This window comes from Limnoglobus roseus, from assembly GCF_008254045.1.
Classification (GTDB): Bacteria; Planctomycetota; Planctomycetia; order Gemmatales; family Gemmataceae; genus Limnoglobus; species Limnoglobus roseus.
In genome coordinates, this window is the sequence record NZ_CP042425.1 from 7,855,424 (window position 1) to 7,870,852 (window position 15,429).

Genomic DNA, 15,429 nt, shown 5'->3' on the forward strand with positions numbered 1-15,429 from the left:
GACGGTTCGGTGCATCCCAAGTCAGGATAGGGCGTTCCCCAACTTACCGAGCTTCACTCGTTGGCGAAGGAAGAACGAATTTTGGGGCCTCGACGGCAGAATTCGGTCAATTAGCGCCCCGGCAGAGCCGATACAAACCTCACCAACGGACGATCGAGTGCATCCGGCCGGACCCCTTCCTTCACGGTGTCCGGTGTGAGTTTGCTCAGGTCTGGCGAGTCCACAAGGATTCGTAGGGCATGGGGGAAAGCAAACTCAACGGGGTTCGCGTCCGCCGCTTGGGAGGGGGAACGATGTCTTTCATTCGACGTAAGCTCGGCCTGCTGGCCTTGTCCGTACTGCCTCTCACGACGGGCTGTGCAGCCTTCGGACCGGGGCTGGTCGGCCTGATTACCGTTCAGCCCTGGATGGCCGAACGGATGACCGACAAGTATCAGCACACCAACGACACCCGCACGCCGGTTCTCGGGCCGATCCGCGACGGCAACCCGCCGCCGCTGTGCGAAGACCCGCCGAGCGATCCGGAAATCCTGCGGGCCATGCCGCGGGTTGCCCGGGGCGTGCCGTTCGTCTACGAAGAGTTCCGCCAGGACGTGCAACTGGTGAAGAACCGGCTCGTGGACACCATCGACCCGCCGCGGTTCTTCCCGCTCGTGGGCATGGCCCAACTGCACCACTGCCACTGGGAGTGCGTGGTGTACTACAAGGAGACCGTGCAGTCCGCTTACCCCTTCCCGACGTACGTCGTGAAGCCGCGGACGCAGGTCATCTACATCGACAAGGACCACCTTCACCTGTACGTCGGGCCGAACCCGGACATGCAGCGGAAGATCGGCAACGAAATGAACAAGTACTAACGGGCGGAACGACGCCTGTGCTCGTCCCCTCCGTCGCTGAAGGGCGACCCGTGCACCCGGCCTCGCAAGAGGCCGGGTGTGTGTGTTTCAACGACGGCCCTTGCCCGCCAACCGGGCTTGCAGTTCCAGCCCCGCCTCCTTGTGGCCCTTCAAGGCGGCGTACTCCAGCCACCGCCGCGCCTCCGGCGGGTCGAACGGCAGCACGATCCCGCCGAGGTAGAACTTGCCCACTCGGTACGCCGCCTCGACGTGCCCGGCCATCGCCGCCTTCACGAACCACTCGGCGGCCAGCCGGTCGTCCTTCAACATGCCGACCGCGTTCTCGCTCATCTGCCCCAGCCGGTACATGGCATCGCCGGAGCCGTTCTTCGCGGCCTCGCGCAACCACCGGTGGGCTTCCCGCGGGTTGGGCGGTCCGAGTTGCGGGTCGAAGTGCCAGAGGCCGAGGGCGAGTTGGGCCTTCGCGTAATTCTGCCCGGCCGCCTTCTGCAACAACTGCACGCCGAACTCGTAGTCCGGCTTCAACTCTTCGCCCTTGAGCAGCATCTTCCCGAGTTTGTGCTGCGCCGGCGGGTACCCGTGGTTGGCGGCCCGCAGGAACCACTCGGCCGCGGCCATTGCATCGGGCCGCACGGCGTACCCTTCGAGATGCATCAGTCCGAGCGAAAACTCGGCCGGCGGATACTGCCCCTCAGCCGCCTTCGTGAACCAGGCGAACGCCGCCTTGCGGTCCCGCTGCGTTCCCGACCCGTCGAGCAGACACTCGCCCGCCAGCCACATGCCTTCAAGGTATTCCGCCTCGGCGACGGCCCGAAACAGTCCGTAAGCCGCCTCGGTGTCGACTTCCGTCTCGATCCCTTCCGCCAGACACTCCCCGTGCAGAATCCGGCCGAGCGGCGACCCCGCCTTCGCCTCGGTCCGCCAAAAACGAAGTCGGGACGGAGCAGCCGCGGCCAACACCGCCTGGACGTCTGCCCCTCGCAGAACGGCGTTCGCGTAGCGGTCGAAATCCGCTTGGAGCGTGTCCGTTTCTTCCACAAGAACAAGTGGGATCGCGTCGTCGGTCATGACCGTGCCCCGGATCGGAGGTTGAGATTTCGCGACAACTCTAGAACACGGCCGAACGCCGCGACGCAATCTTCGCGTGCGGCCTTCGAGAACTCTGCCCGTGGTGCTTGTCCCTGGTCCGCCCTGGCCGTATCGTAACTAGCCACGGATTCCGACATTCAACGGCTGGGAGTGTTTACGATGATCGAGCGGCAGATTGAACTCGGTCGGCGGTACCACCGCCAAGACAAGATGCGTAAGCTGAAGAAGAAGCTGGTCGCGGCGACCGGCGAAGCCCGCGACAAGATTCTGTACAAGATCAAGCGGATCAGCCCGTACTGGACGGAAGCGAGTCTGAAGCAAGCCGAAGCGGCCGCCGCCGGCACTGCGACGGCCGAACCGAAGGCGGAAAAGAAGAAGGCCGCCCCGAAGAAGAAGGCGTAATGCCGCCCATGAGCGCCGCACTCAATGTGCGGCTTTTCCTATCGCGTGGGCCATTCTTTCCCGACCGGGATAAATCGCTCGCTCCAGATGCTTGCCAACGAACCTTTTAGCATTAAGATTGTCCCTGTTGACGGTGGCTGTAGCTCAGTTGGTTAGAGCGCCAGATTGTGGTTCTGGATGTCGGGGGTTCAAATCCCCTCAGTCACCCTTCACTCTCCTCTGACTCCTCGCCTTTTCCTCGAAAAACCCTCGAAATCGCGGACTTCTTCTCCTCGCCGCTGGGTCGCCAGCGCCGGGGGTTGCTGGCGACGGGGTAGTTTGACAGCAGGTTGACAGCAGGGCAAGCCGAACTCAGCGGCGACCGAGGATCAGTTCTCACCCGGGTCGCTGTCATCCCGATTTCCGCGTCAAAATTCTTGACCCTTTATCTCAGCCCCGCCATCGCCGAAGCCGTCGCCCCTCCCTCGGGGGTTCCCCGCTGGGACGGCTTCGCCCTCCCCCTCTCGACTTCGACGCCGCCTCGCCCTGCGGGGGTGGTTGATCCTGCCGCTCGACGTCCCCCCGCCAACGCCCTCGGCGAAGGAGACCCAGGGCGGGGACCCAGTCCCCGCCCACTCCCCTCCCCGAAGAAGCCGACGCCCGCGAAGGCTTCTCAGAAGGACCTGGCGGGGCCTCCCCGCCGAACCCCCTTCGACTTCATCGCCCCCTCCGCTACTGTGGGTGAGGGTTGGCCGTTGGCGACTCTCCTCGCCCCAACCCCCGCCCGCGGGGAGAGGAGAACCGGGGCGGGGTCTCCCCGCCCCGCCTACGCCCTCTCCGACGCCGAATCAGCCGCGGGGCGGGGACTGGGTCCCCGCCCCCTCCCCTCGCCTTCTGGGACGCCTTCGCCGCCGCCGAGGGCCGATTTCGCAGAATCGAATCCGAGGAGATTCTCAGGAGCCTGGATTAACCCATTCGCCTTCCCCATCGCTTCTTGCGTCGCCATAACAGTTAGATCACTATCATCACCTATCTAGTGATGATAATCTCCTCTTAGGCCTCTTCTCCGAAGTAGGAGAGGCGAGGGACGGGCACCGTCCCCCCAGACCCCTCTGGAGTCTCCTACGGCGTCGAATACGGGCCGATCTCCCCTCGGGCAGCCTTTGGGGGGCTGGCCTCTCCCCGCCCTCGCCTAATGCGATCCTATCGCTTCCCAGAGGGTTTCCAGGACCCTCAGAATCACCCTCCCCATCGCCGACTTCGACGCCTCGCGACAGCGAGGGCCCCCCACCCACAGCACCTACCCCGGCTCCGCCGACTCAGTCAGCGAAGCCCTCACCCACTCCTTCTCGTAACCCTCACCCCCGAGTCTCCGATGCCGACCATTCCCCACCTCCACGCCGACGCCCGCGATCTCACCCAGCCCGCGAAGGAGCGGGCCGCCCTCCGCAAACGGGTCCTCGACTTAGTCCGCGGGAAGAAGCCGCGGGCGACGGGAGCCCCTCGCTCCCAACCCTCGCCTTCGCCGACGCCGACGCCGAAGGAGCTGCCGACGGTGACGGCGGAGATGATCTCCCCGCGACAGCTCCGCCGACTCGGGCCGCGACTCGCCTTAGCCCGCTTCAACCGCAACCGCCGGGGACCGCAGCAGCCGATCCGCCTCGCGCGGGTGGCGGCGACGGCGACGCCCACGCCGCCGGCTTCCCCGGAAGTCCTCAACGCTCTCGGCGTCTTGATCGCCGCCTCCGACGGGGGACGCGAACTCAGCGACGCCGAGGTGATCGAGCGGGCGAAGGCGATTTGGGAGATGGTCGAAGACGTTGAAGACGAAGACGCCGCCGAAGGGGGCGAAGCCGCCCCCGCCGATGCGACTGATCTCGACGACCTCTTCAGAGTTGCGGTGGCGATGAAGAAGAAGGGACTGGGAGTCGAGTACCCGACCCCGCCCGATCCGGCGGTGGCTGAGGAGGCCGCGAAGCTGATGGCGAAGGCGGGGTTCCGACGGGAACCCTCGCCGAAGGGGCTGGAGAAGTGGGTGCCGGCGGGGCGGTAGCCGGCCCCGAGGCTTCGCCCTCTTTGACTTCGACGCCTCGGCTGTTGCAGAGCGGGCGGCGGAGGGGGAGGATGATAACAACTCGTGCAAACGGATTCGGACGATCTGCGTTGCGTCAAGAATCAAGACGGCGAACAGATCTCCCTGATATCGTCCTGTTCCAACCCAACGACGCGCGAAGGAGTGAGCTGATGCGTGCTATCTCCGTGTGCATCTCCATCTGCATTGCCAGCACAGTTGCGGGTGCCGACCCCGACTACGGCCCCGTGAAAAAGCTGTTCGAGAGTGACAACTACAGCGCCACGTGGGGGACCACCCCCACCTATGCCTCCGATGCCGAACTGGAGATCGGTACGGGTAATGGCCACGGCGGCACCCTCGGCTGGATGCGATTCAAGCCCGGCAAAGACGGTGTTGATGTCCTCGACGTGAAGTTCGATGAAGGCTGGCATCCGTACAAGTCAAAACACCCGCCGGACAAAGCTCCCGTTACCGTCAAGGCCGCTCGATTCAGCAGCGACGGCTACACAGCCCTGCTCAAGAACCTCGCCGTTGTGGACGCGGCAATCCTGACTCCGAGAGAAACCGACCGGGGGCACTCTACAAGCGACTTTTGGGTGTCGGCTCGCCTGACGGTCGGGAAGAAGATGCCCTTCGACCTCGATTGGGCCGGCTATTGGGCGAGTAAGAGCGAAGTCGATTTCGCGAAGCCCAACGCCGCCGTTAAGCTGACAAAGAAGGCGGTCGAGAAGCTCGATTTCAAAGACCACAAGTTGACGGATGCCGACCGAGCATGGGCGAGCGCGAAGTTCGTCAACGATTGGAAGAAGTACAAGAACTTGTCGGGCTACTCGTGGGTTTGTGGTCGGTACATCGAGACGATTGGCGTGGTTGGTGATTCCGCCGCTTTACCAACGCTTCGGGAAATCCTCACCGAAAACAAAGGAGGCGAATACTACGCCATCAACGCGGTCACGCGGCTGACCGGCAAGGACGTGCGAGACAAGCCCGTTGAGGAAATGGACATCGAAAAGGTCCGGCCGAAGGTTCTCGAACTCCTCAAAGAGAAGAAGTGAACCTAACGAGAAGAAGTGAACCTAACCACGTCATCCCGATTGGGTGCGTAAAGCCACCACCCCTCCGATCAATCTCCGTAGCCCCGTCAGGATCTGCGGGGGGGGCTAGTCCGCCCCGGCGGGCCGACGCCGGATAGAAGAAGCCCCCTCTCGGATATTCCGGGAGGGGGCTTTCGTCGTTTACGGGCAGCGACTGGGGAGCCGCTGGGGGAGCCGTCGGCCGCCGCCGACCGCGAAGCCGAGGGGAGGGGCGAGGGGACTGGTCCCCTCGCCCGCGGGGTCGCCTACGCCGTCGCGGTCTAGGATTTCCCCAGGACGAGATCGACGACCCAGCAGCCGCGGCAGTGGGGACCGGGACCGCGGAGATGATTGAGAACGGCTTCGTCTTCGCAGCCGGCGTCTTCGAGGGCGTCCGCGAGGATCGGGAGGCGGTCGAAGGCGCGATCTTCGTAGGCGGATTCGGCGAGGGCGTAGGCGGTGGGGGTGATCCAGTGAGGGTCGAAGGCGAGGGCGAAGGGGTTGAAGACGCAGCGGACGAGGTGGGCTTGAGCCTGCTGCTCACCGGCCCCTTCCGCAAGCCCGGCCGTCGCGTGAACGGCGTGGTTCGCGATCGCGGAGGAGCAGAACTCCCGGTACAGCATCAGGGCGATGTAGTGCGGGTCGTCGGCGGGGAGGGCGTCCGAGAGTCGATTGTCCCGCGGGATCGCCTGCCGAACCTCCGTGGCCACGACACGACACGCGGCCCAGGTCACAGCTCCCTCGGCTACTTCCTCCAGCACCTCGACACCCCGTCGCTGCCGGGGGTCCGGCAGTAGGCGGATGAACCGACCGAAGGCCGACGCGGCGAACAGCCGCAGCTTCCGCTCGGTCGCCTTCCCCTCCGTTCTCAGCCACTCCAAAAGCGGCCCCGGCCCCGGCTCCGTGCCCGCCGCCCACTCCCCCTCGGTCATCAAACCCCTCCCCACTCGTCTCCGCATCATACCCCCTCGGGCGTCTACGCCGAGGGGAAACCTCGGCGAACCCCACTCCCCGCGGACGGCGTCGCCGTCCGCGACTGGGTCGCCTTCGAAGTCGGCAACGCCGAAGGTGTCGTCGGGGGGGTCCGCGAGGCGGTGGTTGTGAAGGGGATTGCCGCCGACGGGACGGGGTGCACTCGCCTGGAAGTCGTCGTCGGCGAGGGGCGAGCGGAAATGAAATCACCGGCGATCGAGCGGCCTCTCCCTCCGCTCGATCGCCGGTGATAGTTCGTTGAGCCATCCGCCCCGCCGCCGTGAACCCTCTCCCAAAGATCACGGTGGCGACGCGGTTTGCTCAGCCCTAGAGAAGCAGCGGGCGTGCCAACCGCCGCGGGTTCCCCTCGGGCGAGAGCGAGTTCGCCCGATCCCGCTGCTACTTCAGCAGTTCGCGACGACGGCGACTTCAGATCGAACGAGAACCCGCAGTGGCGTCCGCTCGGCCTGTGAGCAACCGCTGCGCGATCCTTACGCTCGCCCCTCGCGATCGGCGTCTCCTCTTCGACTCTGACGCTGACCGATCTTATCAGAAGAGGGTTCGGCGAAGGGGACCCGGTCCCCTTCGCCCCGCTGGGGAGGAGTCGGCCTACGGCTGTGGAGGGAGGCTGCTGACGGCCTTCGGCGGCGACGCTGAAGTCGGAGAAGCCGGGGAGCCAAAGCGGCTGGCCGCCGGCCGGGTCCCCCACAGGACCGAGCGTCTACTCCCCGCCGTAGAGCCGGACCCACCGCCGCGAGTCGATCACCGCGGGGGCGGCGACGGCGACTTCGTAGGCGGGGCCGTCCCCCGCCAGAGCCTCCGCCTCCGCCGCCGAAGTCGCCAGCACCAACTCCCGCCCCCGCTCGTTATCCCAGCCCGCGGGGTCGCCGCTGGACTCGCCGACGACGAACAGCTTCAACGCCCCCGTCGGCGAAGGCGATAGCGTAGGAGAGGGGGCGGGCGAGGTGCCCTCGCCCGCGGGGACCTCGGCGGCGGCTCCTCCCCACGCCGACCAATCCTCGATCAGCGTCTCGGGGCGGGTGAGCTGATCGGCTTCGGAGTTCTGCTCGCGCGGTATCCACCTCGCCGACCACGGAACCCCGAGCGCGGCGAGGGCGTCGCGGGTCTCGTCGCGGAGGCGAGTGAGCTCGGGCTTGTTCGAAGACCAGTTCCCCGTGAGCTGCTCGACGACGAGTTTCGAATCGCCCTCGATCAAGAGGCCGGGGGGCTTCGACTTCAGAAGCGCGACGGCCCGGACGGCTTCCCAGACGCCGAAGTATTCGCTGACGTTATTCGTCACCGTCGGGGCGAGCGTCTCGCCCGAGCGGCGGCAGAGGGGACGGCCCTCGCCGTCGAAGACGAGGAAGCCCCACTTCCCCGTAGCCGAGGAGAGGCCGTTGCCGTCGCAGGAGCCGTCCGACCGGGCGACCCAGAAGCCGGGGCTGGGCCGCGGGCGAAGCAGCCTCAGAGCGGGGTGGGAGAGGCCCTTGTCGCCTTTCGGCGCGGACGGGGTACGGGTCGGGGGCATAGAGGCTCCGGTGAAGAAGGGGGTGAGAAGAAGAAGGGGCGGCGAGGCCGCCCCGGAGGAGAAGGGGTCTTCAGCTACGCGGACCAGCGGGGTCGAGGAAGCCCAAGTAGCCGATGGGGCGGTCGCCGCCCTCGCCCTCGCCCTCGGCGTCTTCGTCGCGGTCGCGGTCGGCGTCGAAGTCCGCGGAGGCGAGGTGGTGAGCCTCCTCGCCGTCGTCAGAGTCGGGGGTGGGGACGGAGGCGTAGTGGTCTTCGAGCTTCTTCCAGAGATCGTCGCCGAGGGCTTCGACGGCGGCGACCGCGTCGGCGTCGAAGCCCTCGGCGTCGGCGAAGGGGCCGTCGCGTAAGAGGGCTTCGAGGACCCCGGCCGCGTCAATGAGCCGGTCCCAGAGGGGAAGCGGCCGGGTGGCGAGCTGGGTATCCTCGGAGGGGAGAACCCGCCCCAGGCGGAGCAGGCGGACGGCGAGCCGGACGGTGAGGGCGACGGCGTCGCGGTCGATTTCATCGTCGGCGAAGGCGTGGCCCTGGGTGGAGAGTTCCCCCAAGTCGGCGACCGCGGCGGCGAGGCGGCCCCGAAGGGGCCGGGACGGCGAGGGTCGAGCGGGAGAGAAGAGGGGGGCGAAGAAGGATGAGAACACGGACAAGGCCTCCGGGTGGGTGCGGACGGCGAAGAACCGTCACCGGCACGGAGGAGATCATAGAGTTACTAAAGTAACCAATCAAGAAAAAAGTCACCAATTCACTCAAGTCGTCTCAAACCTTGCATCCATCCAATCTGGCAAGTTCTTCACGTCCGCCAAAGCAGCTACCAGATCGCGAACACGGAACAGTTCGTTGAAGTCTGCGTTCAAAGCTACCACGAGCCGGACAGCGTTCACGAGCGTTGGTAGTTTGCTCGTGTTGAGGTAGGAGTGCAGGGTTCCAAACGCGATTCCTGACCTACTCGCTAGGTCCTTTTCGGTCAGGTCTTCGTGGAGCATCTTCGTTCGAACCCACTCAGCGAATGACGCGATCTCGCTTTCGAGCCGCAACCTCCTAGATACCGCAGCCCCTTCCTCAACTGAGCCGATCAGCACCTCCGCCTTCGTCAGAACCTTTCCCACTTGTTCGAGGAGTTCGTGGCCGCTGCTTAGTAGCTCCAACGCTCTCTTCTTCGCGTCTTTCGCCATCTCATCCCCTCTCGTCGCGGACGCCGCCGCAGTGACCGTGGGCGGGGCTATGGCCCGCTCTGCGGCCTTTTCTTCTTCGCCGCCGCCGACCGGGTCGCTTTCGCCGAGGGTGAATCAGAAGAGAAGTGAGAGTAGAGAGGCACGGTCTAACCCGCAGACGGGGGAGAATCGCTACCGTCGCCTTCGGCGTCGGCTGCTTTACTCGCAGGGTCAGGATCGGAGTTCGAAGCCGGCTTGTCTTCCGCCGCCCGGACCAAGTCCTCCTTCGTGATCTCCACCGACTTGAGATAACCCCGCTTCGACGCCGACTCCGTGTGTGGGTAAACGTCGATCGTGAGCAGGAAGATCGTCTTGTGGTTGTGCGTTAGGAACGGCACCGATTGCTCTTGGCCCTCGACGGCGAACTTTAGGTCGTCGGGGCTTGTCTTGAAGATGACGAGGTAGCCGAACGGTTCGTTGTAGTCGAGGGTGTACGAGTAGATTTGGTGGAAGCCGTGGCAGATGTACGGCTTACCTTTCCCCTTCGCCGGGTTGAAAATCTTCGCGTCGGCTACGAGCGGGTCTTCGGTGCCCTGGGCGGCGACCATGTCCACCATCCCCGACTCGGAGTACGGCTCGATGGTCAGGTTAATCCCCTGATCGTGGAGGTACTCGTAGAGGTGGAACGCGAGACTCTTCTCGCCCCGGCCGGTGTCATCCGACCAGAGTTTGAAGAGATGCTCCCGCTGAAACGACTCGCACTTGTGCTTGTACCGCCGCAGCACCGAGAGAATGGCCCGCTGATCGTCGATCTGCTCGTCGAGGTACTCGTAGAGCGGATCGACGAAAGCGATTCGGAACGCCTCGAATACCTCGTCCGCCCCCCGGACAGAGCTGATGTTCCGAGCGACTTTTAACTCCATCTGATCTCGGTCCGACGCCTCGACACATTGTTTGAGCACAAGGTACGCAAAAGCGGCATTTTCTACTTCGTTGTGATGAGCCACTTGTGCTCGTTTGTTTACCTGCGCATCCACGTCCGTAGGCAGATCCGGGAATCTTGGTAACAATTCGGCGATCACGCTGACAAAAATCGGTTGAGCATGAACGAACGCCCAGAACTGTTTCAGGGTTGCTGGAAAATACTTCCAGTCCACGGCGCTCAGCCGACGAATTCGCTTTTGCAGTTTGTATCGCAACTGTTGGACGACATCTGCGTGCATCAGCGTTTTCCTAGCCGAGAAAGGGTTGTCTCCAGCTCGCGAATACCTCTGTTCAGGCTTGCCTGCGCTTTCCGGCACTGGTCGTAGTGGTCAACGAGCTGGACGTTGCACTTACACCCGCCGCAGATGACGACATCGTTGAGCCGGACTTGGCGGAAGGTGAACTTGCTGTAAAAGCCGCACCGCGGGCACGGCGCTTCGAGAGTCACGCGATCTAGGGAGATGGACATTCGCCCCATAGTACCCGAGACGCGGGGAATGGCAACGGAGAAGAGTCGCCCCTCACCTCAACACCCTCACCCGCGGCAGCGCCCCCGCCCACCGCTTCGCCGCCGCGAAGTGGACCCAGCACCGGCCCGTGGCGGGGACGGCGACCATCCCCGTCACCACCAACTCCTCGGCCTCTTCTTCTCCGACGGCGACGGCGACGGCGACGCTGTCGCCCTCTCCCACCCCCAGCGTCTCCCACGCCTCGGTCCAGAGTCGCACCCGCAGCACCTCGGCGGCGCGGACGACGGTGCCGAAGAGGGGGACGCCGTTGACGGTCAAGACGGAGCGGGAGCAGCAGTGGGTGAGACTCATCGGGGAACCCTCGGATAGTGAATACGTGTACACTATACGAGTCAGCGTCGAGAGGGGAGGTGCGTAGCCGGGATTTCGTCGAAGCGGGCGAAGGCGAGGGGAGGGGGTCGTCCGCTGTGGGGGTGCCTGGCAGGGTCGCTCGCGACGCCGGGGAGTCGCCCAACCGACTTTGCCCCCTCGCCCCCGCGGGGGTACGCTCAACCCCTCCCCTTTGAGCAACCCCGATGACCCGCGCCACCCACCCCACCCGCACCGTCTTCGTCCCGGTCTCCGCCGTCGCCATCGGCTGGGGACCCCGCTGCCGCTGGGCCGAAGTCACCGACGCGAAGACGGGGGAGCGACGCCGGTTCCCACGCGACCGCACCCGCCTCTTAGGCTGCACCCTCTGCGTCCCCGCCCGCTCCCTCGCCGTCGAAGACGGCCTCCACTGCGTCAGAATCGTCGGCGTCCGGGAACCCGTCTGGGTCCGCCTCGCCGTCGCCGAGGGCGAAGCCCGCCTCGTCGCGTAGGGGGACGAGGACACGACCTTACACGGTCGCGTCGAGACCTCTTGTCAGAACCGCTTTACTCAACCCCGCCGACTCGCAACCGCGAAACGAAAGAGGCGAGACCAGCCGGCCTCGCCCCCGATGATACCTAGCCGTCCCCCGCTTACGCCATCGGCACGGCCGGAGCCGTCGCCCGGTCGTAGCTCGGGTGTCGGGTGAACACCTCGCGGGCGCGGACGGTGTCGCCGTCGTCGTTCACGGTCACGAGGTACCGGCCGGCGGCGACTTCGCTCTCGTAGTACTTCGCGTCCGTGTCCGAGACGCCCCACCCCGTTAGCGCCCCGGCGAGGCCGACCGCGGCAGCGCCACCGGCCGCGTTGAGCAGCGTCGTGCCCAGCCACCCGAGCGCGAGAACCGGCCCGAGGACGGGAATCACGCCGGTCATGATCCCCAACGTGACGGCGGCACCCCCGACGGCCCCGGTAACGGCCCCGACGACGGCCCCCTCGCCCGCCTTCTCGGCGGCGGTGTCCCGCCCGACCAGGCTAATTTGAGCGTCGGTGTATCCGGCGGCCTTCAGGTCGCGGACGGCGGCCTCGGCGGCACCGCGGGTTTGAAACACGCGAACGATGGACTTGCTCATGGCAGGTTCCTTGGAGAGAGAAAGGACGTGAGGACGGACTTCAGGCGCTGAACCGCGAGCACACCGCGTGCCGGGCGTGGTCTCGTGGCCGGTTTGGGGTGGAATCGGCACGCGGTTCGCGGCTGGGGATCTGCGACATTCGCTTCGCACGCCTCGCGAGTCTCCCCATGACGCCCGGAATTCGACGCCATCACGCTCTGGTCCCGAGTGTTACGTCCTCCGCGCGACTGGGACGGTCAGACGGCGTACCTTCTTCGGGACGGCGTGATGCACTTTGGCTGTTACAAGATGCGGGCGTACCTGCTTAGCGACGGCACTCGGTTGGCCAACAACGAGGACTTGGCGGAGGCTGTCAAAAACGGATGCGCGTTCTAACCGCCCGCCACACTTCTACCGGCGACACAATCGCGAAGATCGACGTTGAGACCTGAGCCTTTTTCCTGCCCTGTCCATTCACTTCTGATGACCTCGGTCGTGGACCTCCGGGCCGAGTCGCACACACTGGGCCGGTATCTGCTCTTCGCATTTTCCTGACGAGGGCGTGTCAGCCGGGGTATACTACAGCACCCACGGCTCGCACTCCCCCCTTGGCGTGCGCAACGGGCGCTTTGATCGTCTTTTGCTCTCCGATCGGGAGCGAAACGCAGGTTCTCTCGCACATGATTCCAATCCCCGCACCGGCCCTCCGGGTGCTCGTGGTCGATTCCGATCGCGAAGCCGCCGACCGCACGGCCGAGGTGTTCCGGGCGTTCGGCCTCGTTGTGGAGACGGCCGACGTGCCCCACGCCCTTCGCACCGCGTACCAGGCGTTGTCGGCAGGAGAGGCGACCGCACGATTCGATTACCTGATCGTGCGGATCGGGGCGGTGCCCAAACTTGCCGCCGCTGTCCCGGTGGTCGTGGCCGGAGCGCAAGAGAGTCTGCCGTCCGATTTGAGTGACCGTGAGGTGGAAGTCTTGCAGTTAATCGCCATGGGGTACAGTAACAAGGAAATCGGAACCAATCTCAAGTTGAGCGTGAAGACGATCGAAACCTTCAAGTCGCGGGCCTACAAGAAACTCGGCCTCCGGTCGCGGGTCGCCCTCGTCCGGTACGCCGCCCTCCGGGGGTGGTTCAACGGACTGTGAGCGGGTCACGGTCGCCAGTGGGCAGACCGCGGCCGGTTCACCTCACGAGGATCTCCCACCCGTCGGTCATCCCGCCGCACGCCTCGGCGATCCGGCCGAGCTTCGCCTCCGTCTCCGTGATCGCGGTGTGCGTCGGAACGGCCGTCAGGTAACACCGCACCTGCCACGCCCCCTCGGAATCGTCCACGATCGACGCCACGGTCTCGCCCTGGACCCGAGCCGCCATCCGCACGCCCCCGCCGCGGGCGTCGAAGTGGTGGTCGAAGTAAATCGTGTGCGAAAGCGACAGGTCAAACCCGGCGAGGGCGTAGTCGCGCAGTTGGTTGCCGATACTATCGGTGGGGAGCGGCACGGTGGGCGGACCTCAACAGTTCCCGGAATGACGCAACCCGCCAACCAAGGCGGGTTGTTTTGATAAAAGCGGCCTGCCCGGGCAGGCGGGCAGGCAAGAGGGCGAGCGGCATTACGCCCCGCGGACCACCACGGCCGGCCGGCCGCCGAGACCGAGGAAGCGGAACCGCGCCCCACTGCCCATGTAGCCGCCGAAGGTTGCGAGCATCATCGAGAGCCACGCACCGCCGAACGTGTACCACGCGACGCGACTGGCAGCGGCGGTGGCTTCCTGCTGGTTCTGGGGGTTCTCGGCCGCTTCCTTCGCCTTCGCGGGAGCGTCCTTTGCCTTCTGCTTCCATTCGTCGAGCTTGTCCTGCGAGATGCCAGCGCGGCGGGCCGCGTCTTCCCACTGGTCCGGGGTCGTGCCTTCGGCGGCCGCTTGAGCCGTCGCGGCCACGCCGATCATTGCTCCGTAGCCGATCCGCACGCCGGTCGTCAGCAGGAACATCATCATAGCCAGCGTCGTCGCCCAGACCAGGATGCCGTAGAGCGCCCCTTCGCACTCGTTTTCGCCGACGGTAAACAGGCTGGCGATGTAGCCGCCGAAAAACATCGACAGGCACGTCACGAAGATCGCGAACACGATCGCGCCGATGCTCAGCGCCTTCGGCGTCACCTTGTCGTGGATCGACAGACCGACCGCCCCGGCCAGGAGCGTGAGGAGGAAGTAGAGCGCGAGCGACAGCACGGCCCCTGCGAGGATCGCGGACCACGTGATGCGGCTCTTGACGGCCACCATGTCTTCGGCCCGTACAGGGCCTTCGGCGACGAGTGCCACGATAGTGAGTCTCACAGAAGTGTCGGCAACGGACCCATCGCGAAACTGAACGCGAACAAGTGGGGAGGGTTGCGAGAATGAACAACGAGCAACTTTTGTACCGTCTTCGATCTTTAGGGCCGCGTGATACCTCGCGAACGCGGCGTTTCCGTCGGCGGGGGCGACGAGGGGATAGGTCTGTGGCGGCGGGGTGCCCCGCCGGGCGGCGGCGACGCGGGAGACGGATCGGACATCGTCCTTGCTCGCGCCCCAACCGGCGGGTAACGTCAAAGGATCGACCCTGTCGCCTTCCGCGCTTGCGAGATTTGTCATGTACCGCTCGCTGCTCGTCCTGCTCGTGGCCGCCCCTTTAGCCGCCGCCCCGGTCCCGAAGGCCGCCCCGGACTACTACCCGGTCGGGAAGGGGGATCGGTGGGAGTACCTCATCAACGGCAAGCCGTACGTCCTGACCGTCGCCGCCGTCGAGGAAGGCACCGACGGGCGACTGGCCACGATCGTTCACGAGGGGACGACGAAGAACACCGTCGTCCGCAAGGACCGGGTCACGGCCGCGGGCGTGTTCACCGTCGAGAACTACGGCGCGGCGGTCGCGACCCCGCACCAACTCCTCAAGTTCCCACTGACGGCGAAGGCGACGTGGAAGTACGAGGTCCCCGGCGGGGACGGAAACCCGGTGGAGGCGTTCACGTACACGGCCGGGGGCGTCGAGGACGTGGAGGTGCCGGCGGGGACGTTCCGGGCGGTCCGGGTGGAGGCGTCGTCATCCCTCGGCGCGGGGGGCGTTCACCAACTGGTACGCCCCAGGGGTCGGCCTCGTCCGGAGCAAGACGGCGAGCAACTTATGGGAGTTGAAGGCGTTCACCGCGGGGAAGTGACGGCGGAGATGAGCGACTACTTCGAACTGATTCAGGGCGCTAAGTTCAAACCTTCGGCGACTATCGCAATCTCGTTCCAAGCTTTGAAGCGGCCCTTCGCCGGGCGGTGGACGTATCGCAGAGTACCGACGACCGTCACCGTGTCGCCCTTGTCACTGATGCACGTCGGCACGTAAGCCGCGCGGCTGAACTCGTCCAC

At 65.5% G+C, this 15,429-nt stretch carries 17 protein-coding genes and 1 tRNA gene; 8 read left to right on the forward strand and 10 right to left on the reverse strand.

Features of this window, described 5'->3' with window-relative positions; translation table 11 throughout:
• Positions 1–293: 293 nt before the first annotated feature.
• A complete protein-coding gene (locus PX52LOC_RS33495) occupies positions 294–857 on the forward strand; it encodes a hypothetical protein (protein WP_149114160.1) in 564 nt (187 codons plus the stop codon).
• A gap of 87 nt (positions 858–944) precedes the next feature.
• On the opposite strand, the gene PX52LOC_RS33500 is transcribed toward PX52LOC_RS33495, so the two are convergent.
• Positions 945–1,925 (reverse strand): tetratricopeptide repeat protein, encoded by a 981-nt coding sequence (locus PX52LOC_RS33500; RefSeq protein WP_149114161.1) that lies wholly within the window; start codon positions 1,923–1,925, stop codon positions 945–947.
• 180 nt (positions 1,926–2,105) lie between these two features.
• Here PX52LOC_RS33500 and PX52LOC_RS33505 point away from each other — a divergent pair, with 180 nt between their 5' ends.
• The 4 genes from PX52LOC_RS33505 (at position 2,106) to PX52LOC_RS33520 (ending at position 5,456) form a co-directional block, all read left to right on the forward strand.
• Complete coding sequence (locus PX52LOC_RS33505; RefSeq protein ID WP_149114162.1) at positions 2,106–2,348, forward strand: DUF6800 family protein; 243 nt, start codon at positions 2,106–2,108, stop codon at positions 2,346–2,348.
• Positions 2,349–2,481: 133 nt separating this feature from the next.
• Positions 2,482–2,555: transfer RNA gene (locus tag PX52LOC_RS33510), tRNA-His, on the forward strand.
• Positions 2,556–3,702: 1,147 nt separating this feature from the next.
• Positions 3,703–4,380, forward strand: coding sequence for a hypothetical protein (locus PX52LOC_RS33515; protein ID WP_149114163.1), 678 nt, complete (start codon positions 3,703–3,705; stop codon positions 4,378–4,380).
• Between the two features lie 191 nt (positions 4,381–4,571).
• Positions 4,572–5,456: a hypothetical protein gene (locus PX52LOC_RS33520; RefSeq protein WP_149114164.1), complete on the forward strand. Its 885-nt coding sequence runs from the start codon at positions 4,572–4,574 to the stop codon at positions 5,454–5,456.
• Between the two features lie 299 nt (positions 5,457–5,755).
• On the opposite strand, the gene PX52LOC_RS43035 is transcribed toward PX52LOC_RS33520, so the two are convergent.
• The 6 genes from PX52LOC_RS43035 to PX52LOC_RS33550 all read right to left on the reverse strand — a co-directional run bounded on the left by PX52LOC_RS43035 (position 5,756) and on the right by PX52LOC_RS33550 (position 10,926).
• Positions 5,756–6,406, reverse strand: a complete 651-nt coding sequence (locus PX52LOC_RS43035; RefSeq protein ID WP_246173545.1) for a hypothetical protein — start codon at positions 6,404–6,406, stop codon at positions 5,756–5,758.
• A 761-nt stretch (positions 6,407–7,167) separates the two neighbouring features.
• On the reverse strand, positions 7,168–7,974 hold the full coding sequence (locus tag PX52LOC_RS33530) for a ribonuclease HI family protein (RefSeq protein WP_149114165.1): 807 nt from the start codon (positions 7,972–7,974) through the stop codon (positions 7,168–7,170).
• A 70-nt stretch (positions 7,975–8,044) separates the two neighbouring features.
• Entirely contained in the window at positions 8,045–8,611 is a 567-nt protein-coding gene (locus tag PX52LOC_RS33535; protein ID WP_149114166.1) for a hypothetical protein, read from the reverse strand.
• Between the two features lie 105 nt (positions 8,612–8,716).
• Entirely contained in the window at positions 8,717–9,142 is a 426-nt protein-coding gene (locus PX52LOC_RS33540) for a helix-turn-helix domain-containing protein (protein ID WP_149114167.1), read from the reverse strand.
• Between the two features lie 146 nt (positions 9,143–9,288).
• Positions 9,289–10,044 carry a hypothetical protein gene (locus PX52LOC_RS33545; protein ID WP_149114168.1) on the reverse strand — a complete coding sequence of 252 codons (756 nt, stop codon included), beginning with the start codon at positions 10,042–10,044 and terminating at the stop codon, positions 9,289–9,291.
• A gap of 582 nt (positions 10,045–10,626) precedes the next feature.
• On the reverse strand, positions 10,627–10,926 hold the full coding sequence (locus tag PX52LOC_RS33550) for a hypothetical protein (RefSeq protein ID WP_149114169.1): 300 nt from the start codon (positions 10,924–10,926) through the stop codon (positions 10,627–10,629).
• Positions 10,927–11,150: 224 nt separating this feature from the next.
• Between PX52LOC_RS33550 and PX52LOC_RS33555 the strand changes: the two genes are divergently transcribed.
• The gene (locus tag PX52LOC_RS33555; protein ID WP_149114170.1) at positions 11,151–11,435 is read left to right on the forward strand and encodes a hypothetical protein; all 285 of its coding nucleotides are present in this window, start codon (positions 11,151–11,153) and stop codon (positions 11,433–11,435) included.
• Between the two features lie 142 nt (positions 11,436–11,577).
• Here PX52LOC_RS33555 and PX52LOC_RS33560 read toward each other — a convergent pair whose 3' ends face one another.
• A complete protein-coding gene (locus PX52LOC_RS33560) occupies positions 11,578–12,057 on the reverse strand; it encodes a hypothetical protein (RefSeq protein WP_149114171.1) in 480 nt (159 codons plus the stop codon).
• A 659-nt stretch (positions 12,058–12,716) separates the two neighbouring features.
• Here PX52LOC_RS33560 and PX52LOC_RS43640 point away from each other — a divergent pair.
• On the forward strand, positions 12,717–13,184 hold the full coding sequence (locus PX52LOC_RS43640; protein ID WP_149114172.1) for a helix-turn-helix transcriptional regulator: 468 nt from the start codon (positions 12,717–12,719) through the stop codon (positions 13,182–13,184).
• Positions 13,185–13,221: 37 nt separating this feature from the next.
• Here the strand turns inward: PX52LOC_RS43640 and PX52LOC_RS33570 are convergent, their stop codons facing one another.
• Positions 13,222–13,536 (reverse strand): ribonuclease E inhibitor RraB, encoded by a 315-nt coding sequence (locus tag PX52LOC_RS33570; protein ID WP_149114173.1) that lies wholly within the window; start codon positions 13,534–13,536, stop codon positions 13,222–13,224.
• A gap of 111 nt (positions 13,537–13,647) precedes the next feature.
• On the reverse strand, positions 13,648–14,355 hold the full coding sequence (locus tag PX52LOC_RS33575; RefSeq protein ID WP_149114174.1) for a hypothetical protein: 708 nt from the start codon (positions 14,353–14,355) through the stop codon (positions 13,648–13,650).
• Positions 14,356–14,665: 310 nt separating this feature from the next.
• Here PX52LOC_RS33575 and PX52LOC_RS41310 point away from each other — a divergent pair, with 310 nt between their 5' ends.
• A complete protein-coding gene (locus PX52LOC_RS41310; RefSeq protein WP_168219368.1) occupies positions 14,666–15,406 on the forward strand; it encodes a hypothetical protein in 741 nt (246 codons plus the stop codon).
• Positions 15,407–15,429 lie beyond the last annotated feature (23 nt).

Coding starts and splice junctions, on each gene's coding strand:
- PX52LOC_RS33495 (WP_149114160.1), top strand. CDS start 294: ATGTCTTTCATTCGACGTAAGCTCGGCCTGCTGGCCTTGTCCGTACTG.
- PX52LOC_RS33500 (WP_149114161.1), bottom strand. CDS start 1,925: ATGACCGACGACGCGATCCCACTTGTTCTTGTGGAAGAAACGGACACG.
- PX52LOC_RS33505 (WP_149114162.1), top strand. CDS start 2,106: ATGATCGAGCGGCAGATTGAACTCGGTCGGCGGTACCACCGCCAAGAC.
- PX52LOC_RS33515 (WP_149114163.1), top strand. CDS start 3,703: ATGCCGACCATTCCCCACCTCCACGCCGACGCCCGCGATCTCACCCAG.
- PX52LOC_RS33520 (WP_149114164.1), top strand. CDS start 4,572: ATGCGTGCTATCTCCGTGTGCATCTCCATCTGCATTGCCAGCACAGTT.
- PX52LOC_RS43035 (WP_246173545.1), bottom strand. CDS start 6,406: ATGACCGAGGGGGAGTGGGCGGCGGGCACGGAGCCGGGGCCGGGGCCG.
- PX52LOC_RS33530 (WP_149114165.1), bottom strand. CDS start 7,974: ATGCCCCCGACCCGTACCCCGTCCGCGCCGAAAGGCGACAAGGGCCTC.
- PX52LOC_RS33540 (WP_149114167.1), bottom strand. CDS start 9,142: ATGGCGAAAGACGCGAAGAAGAGAGCGTTGGAGCTACTAAGCAGCGGC.
- PX52LOC_RS33545 (WP_149114168.1), bottom strand. CDS start 10,044: ATGGAGTTAAAAGTCGCTCGGAACATCAGCTCTGTCCGGGGGGCGGAC.
- PX52LOC_RS33550 (WP_149114169.1), bottom strand. CDS start 10,926: ATGAGTCTCACCCACTGCTGCTCCCGCTCCGTCTTGACCGTCAACGGC.
- PX52LOC_RS33555 (WP_149114170.1), top strand. CDS start 11,151: ATGACCCGCGCCACCCACCCCACCCGCACCGTCTTCGTCCCGGTCTCC.
- PX52LOC_RS33560 (WP_149114171.1), bottom strand. CDS start 12,057: ATGAGCAAGTCCATCGTTCGCGTGTTTCAAACCCGCGGTGCCGCCGAG.
- PX52LOC_RS43640 (WP_149114172.1), top strand. CDS start 12,717: ATGATTCCAATCCCCGCACCGGCCCTCCGGGTGCTCGTGGTCGATTCC.
- PX52LOC_RS41310 (WP_168219368.1), top strand. CDS start 14,666: ATGTACCGCTCGCTGCTCGTCCTGCTCGTGGCCGCCCCTTTAGCCGCC.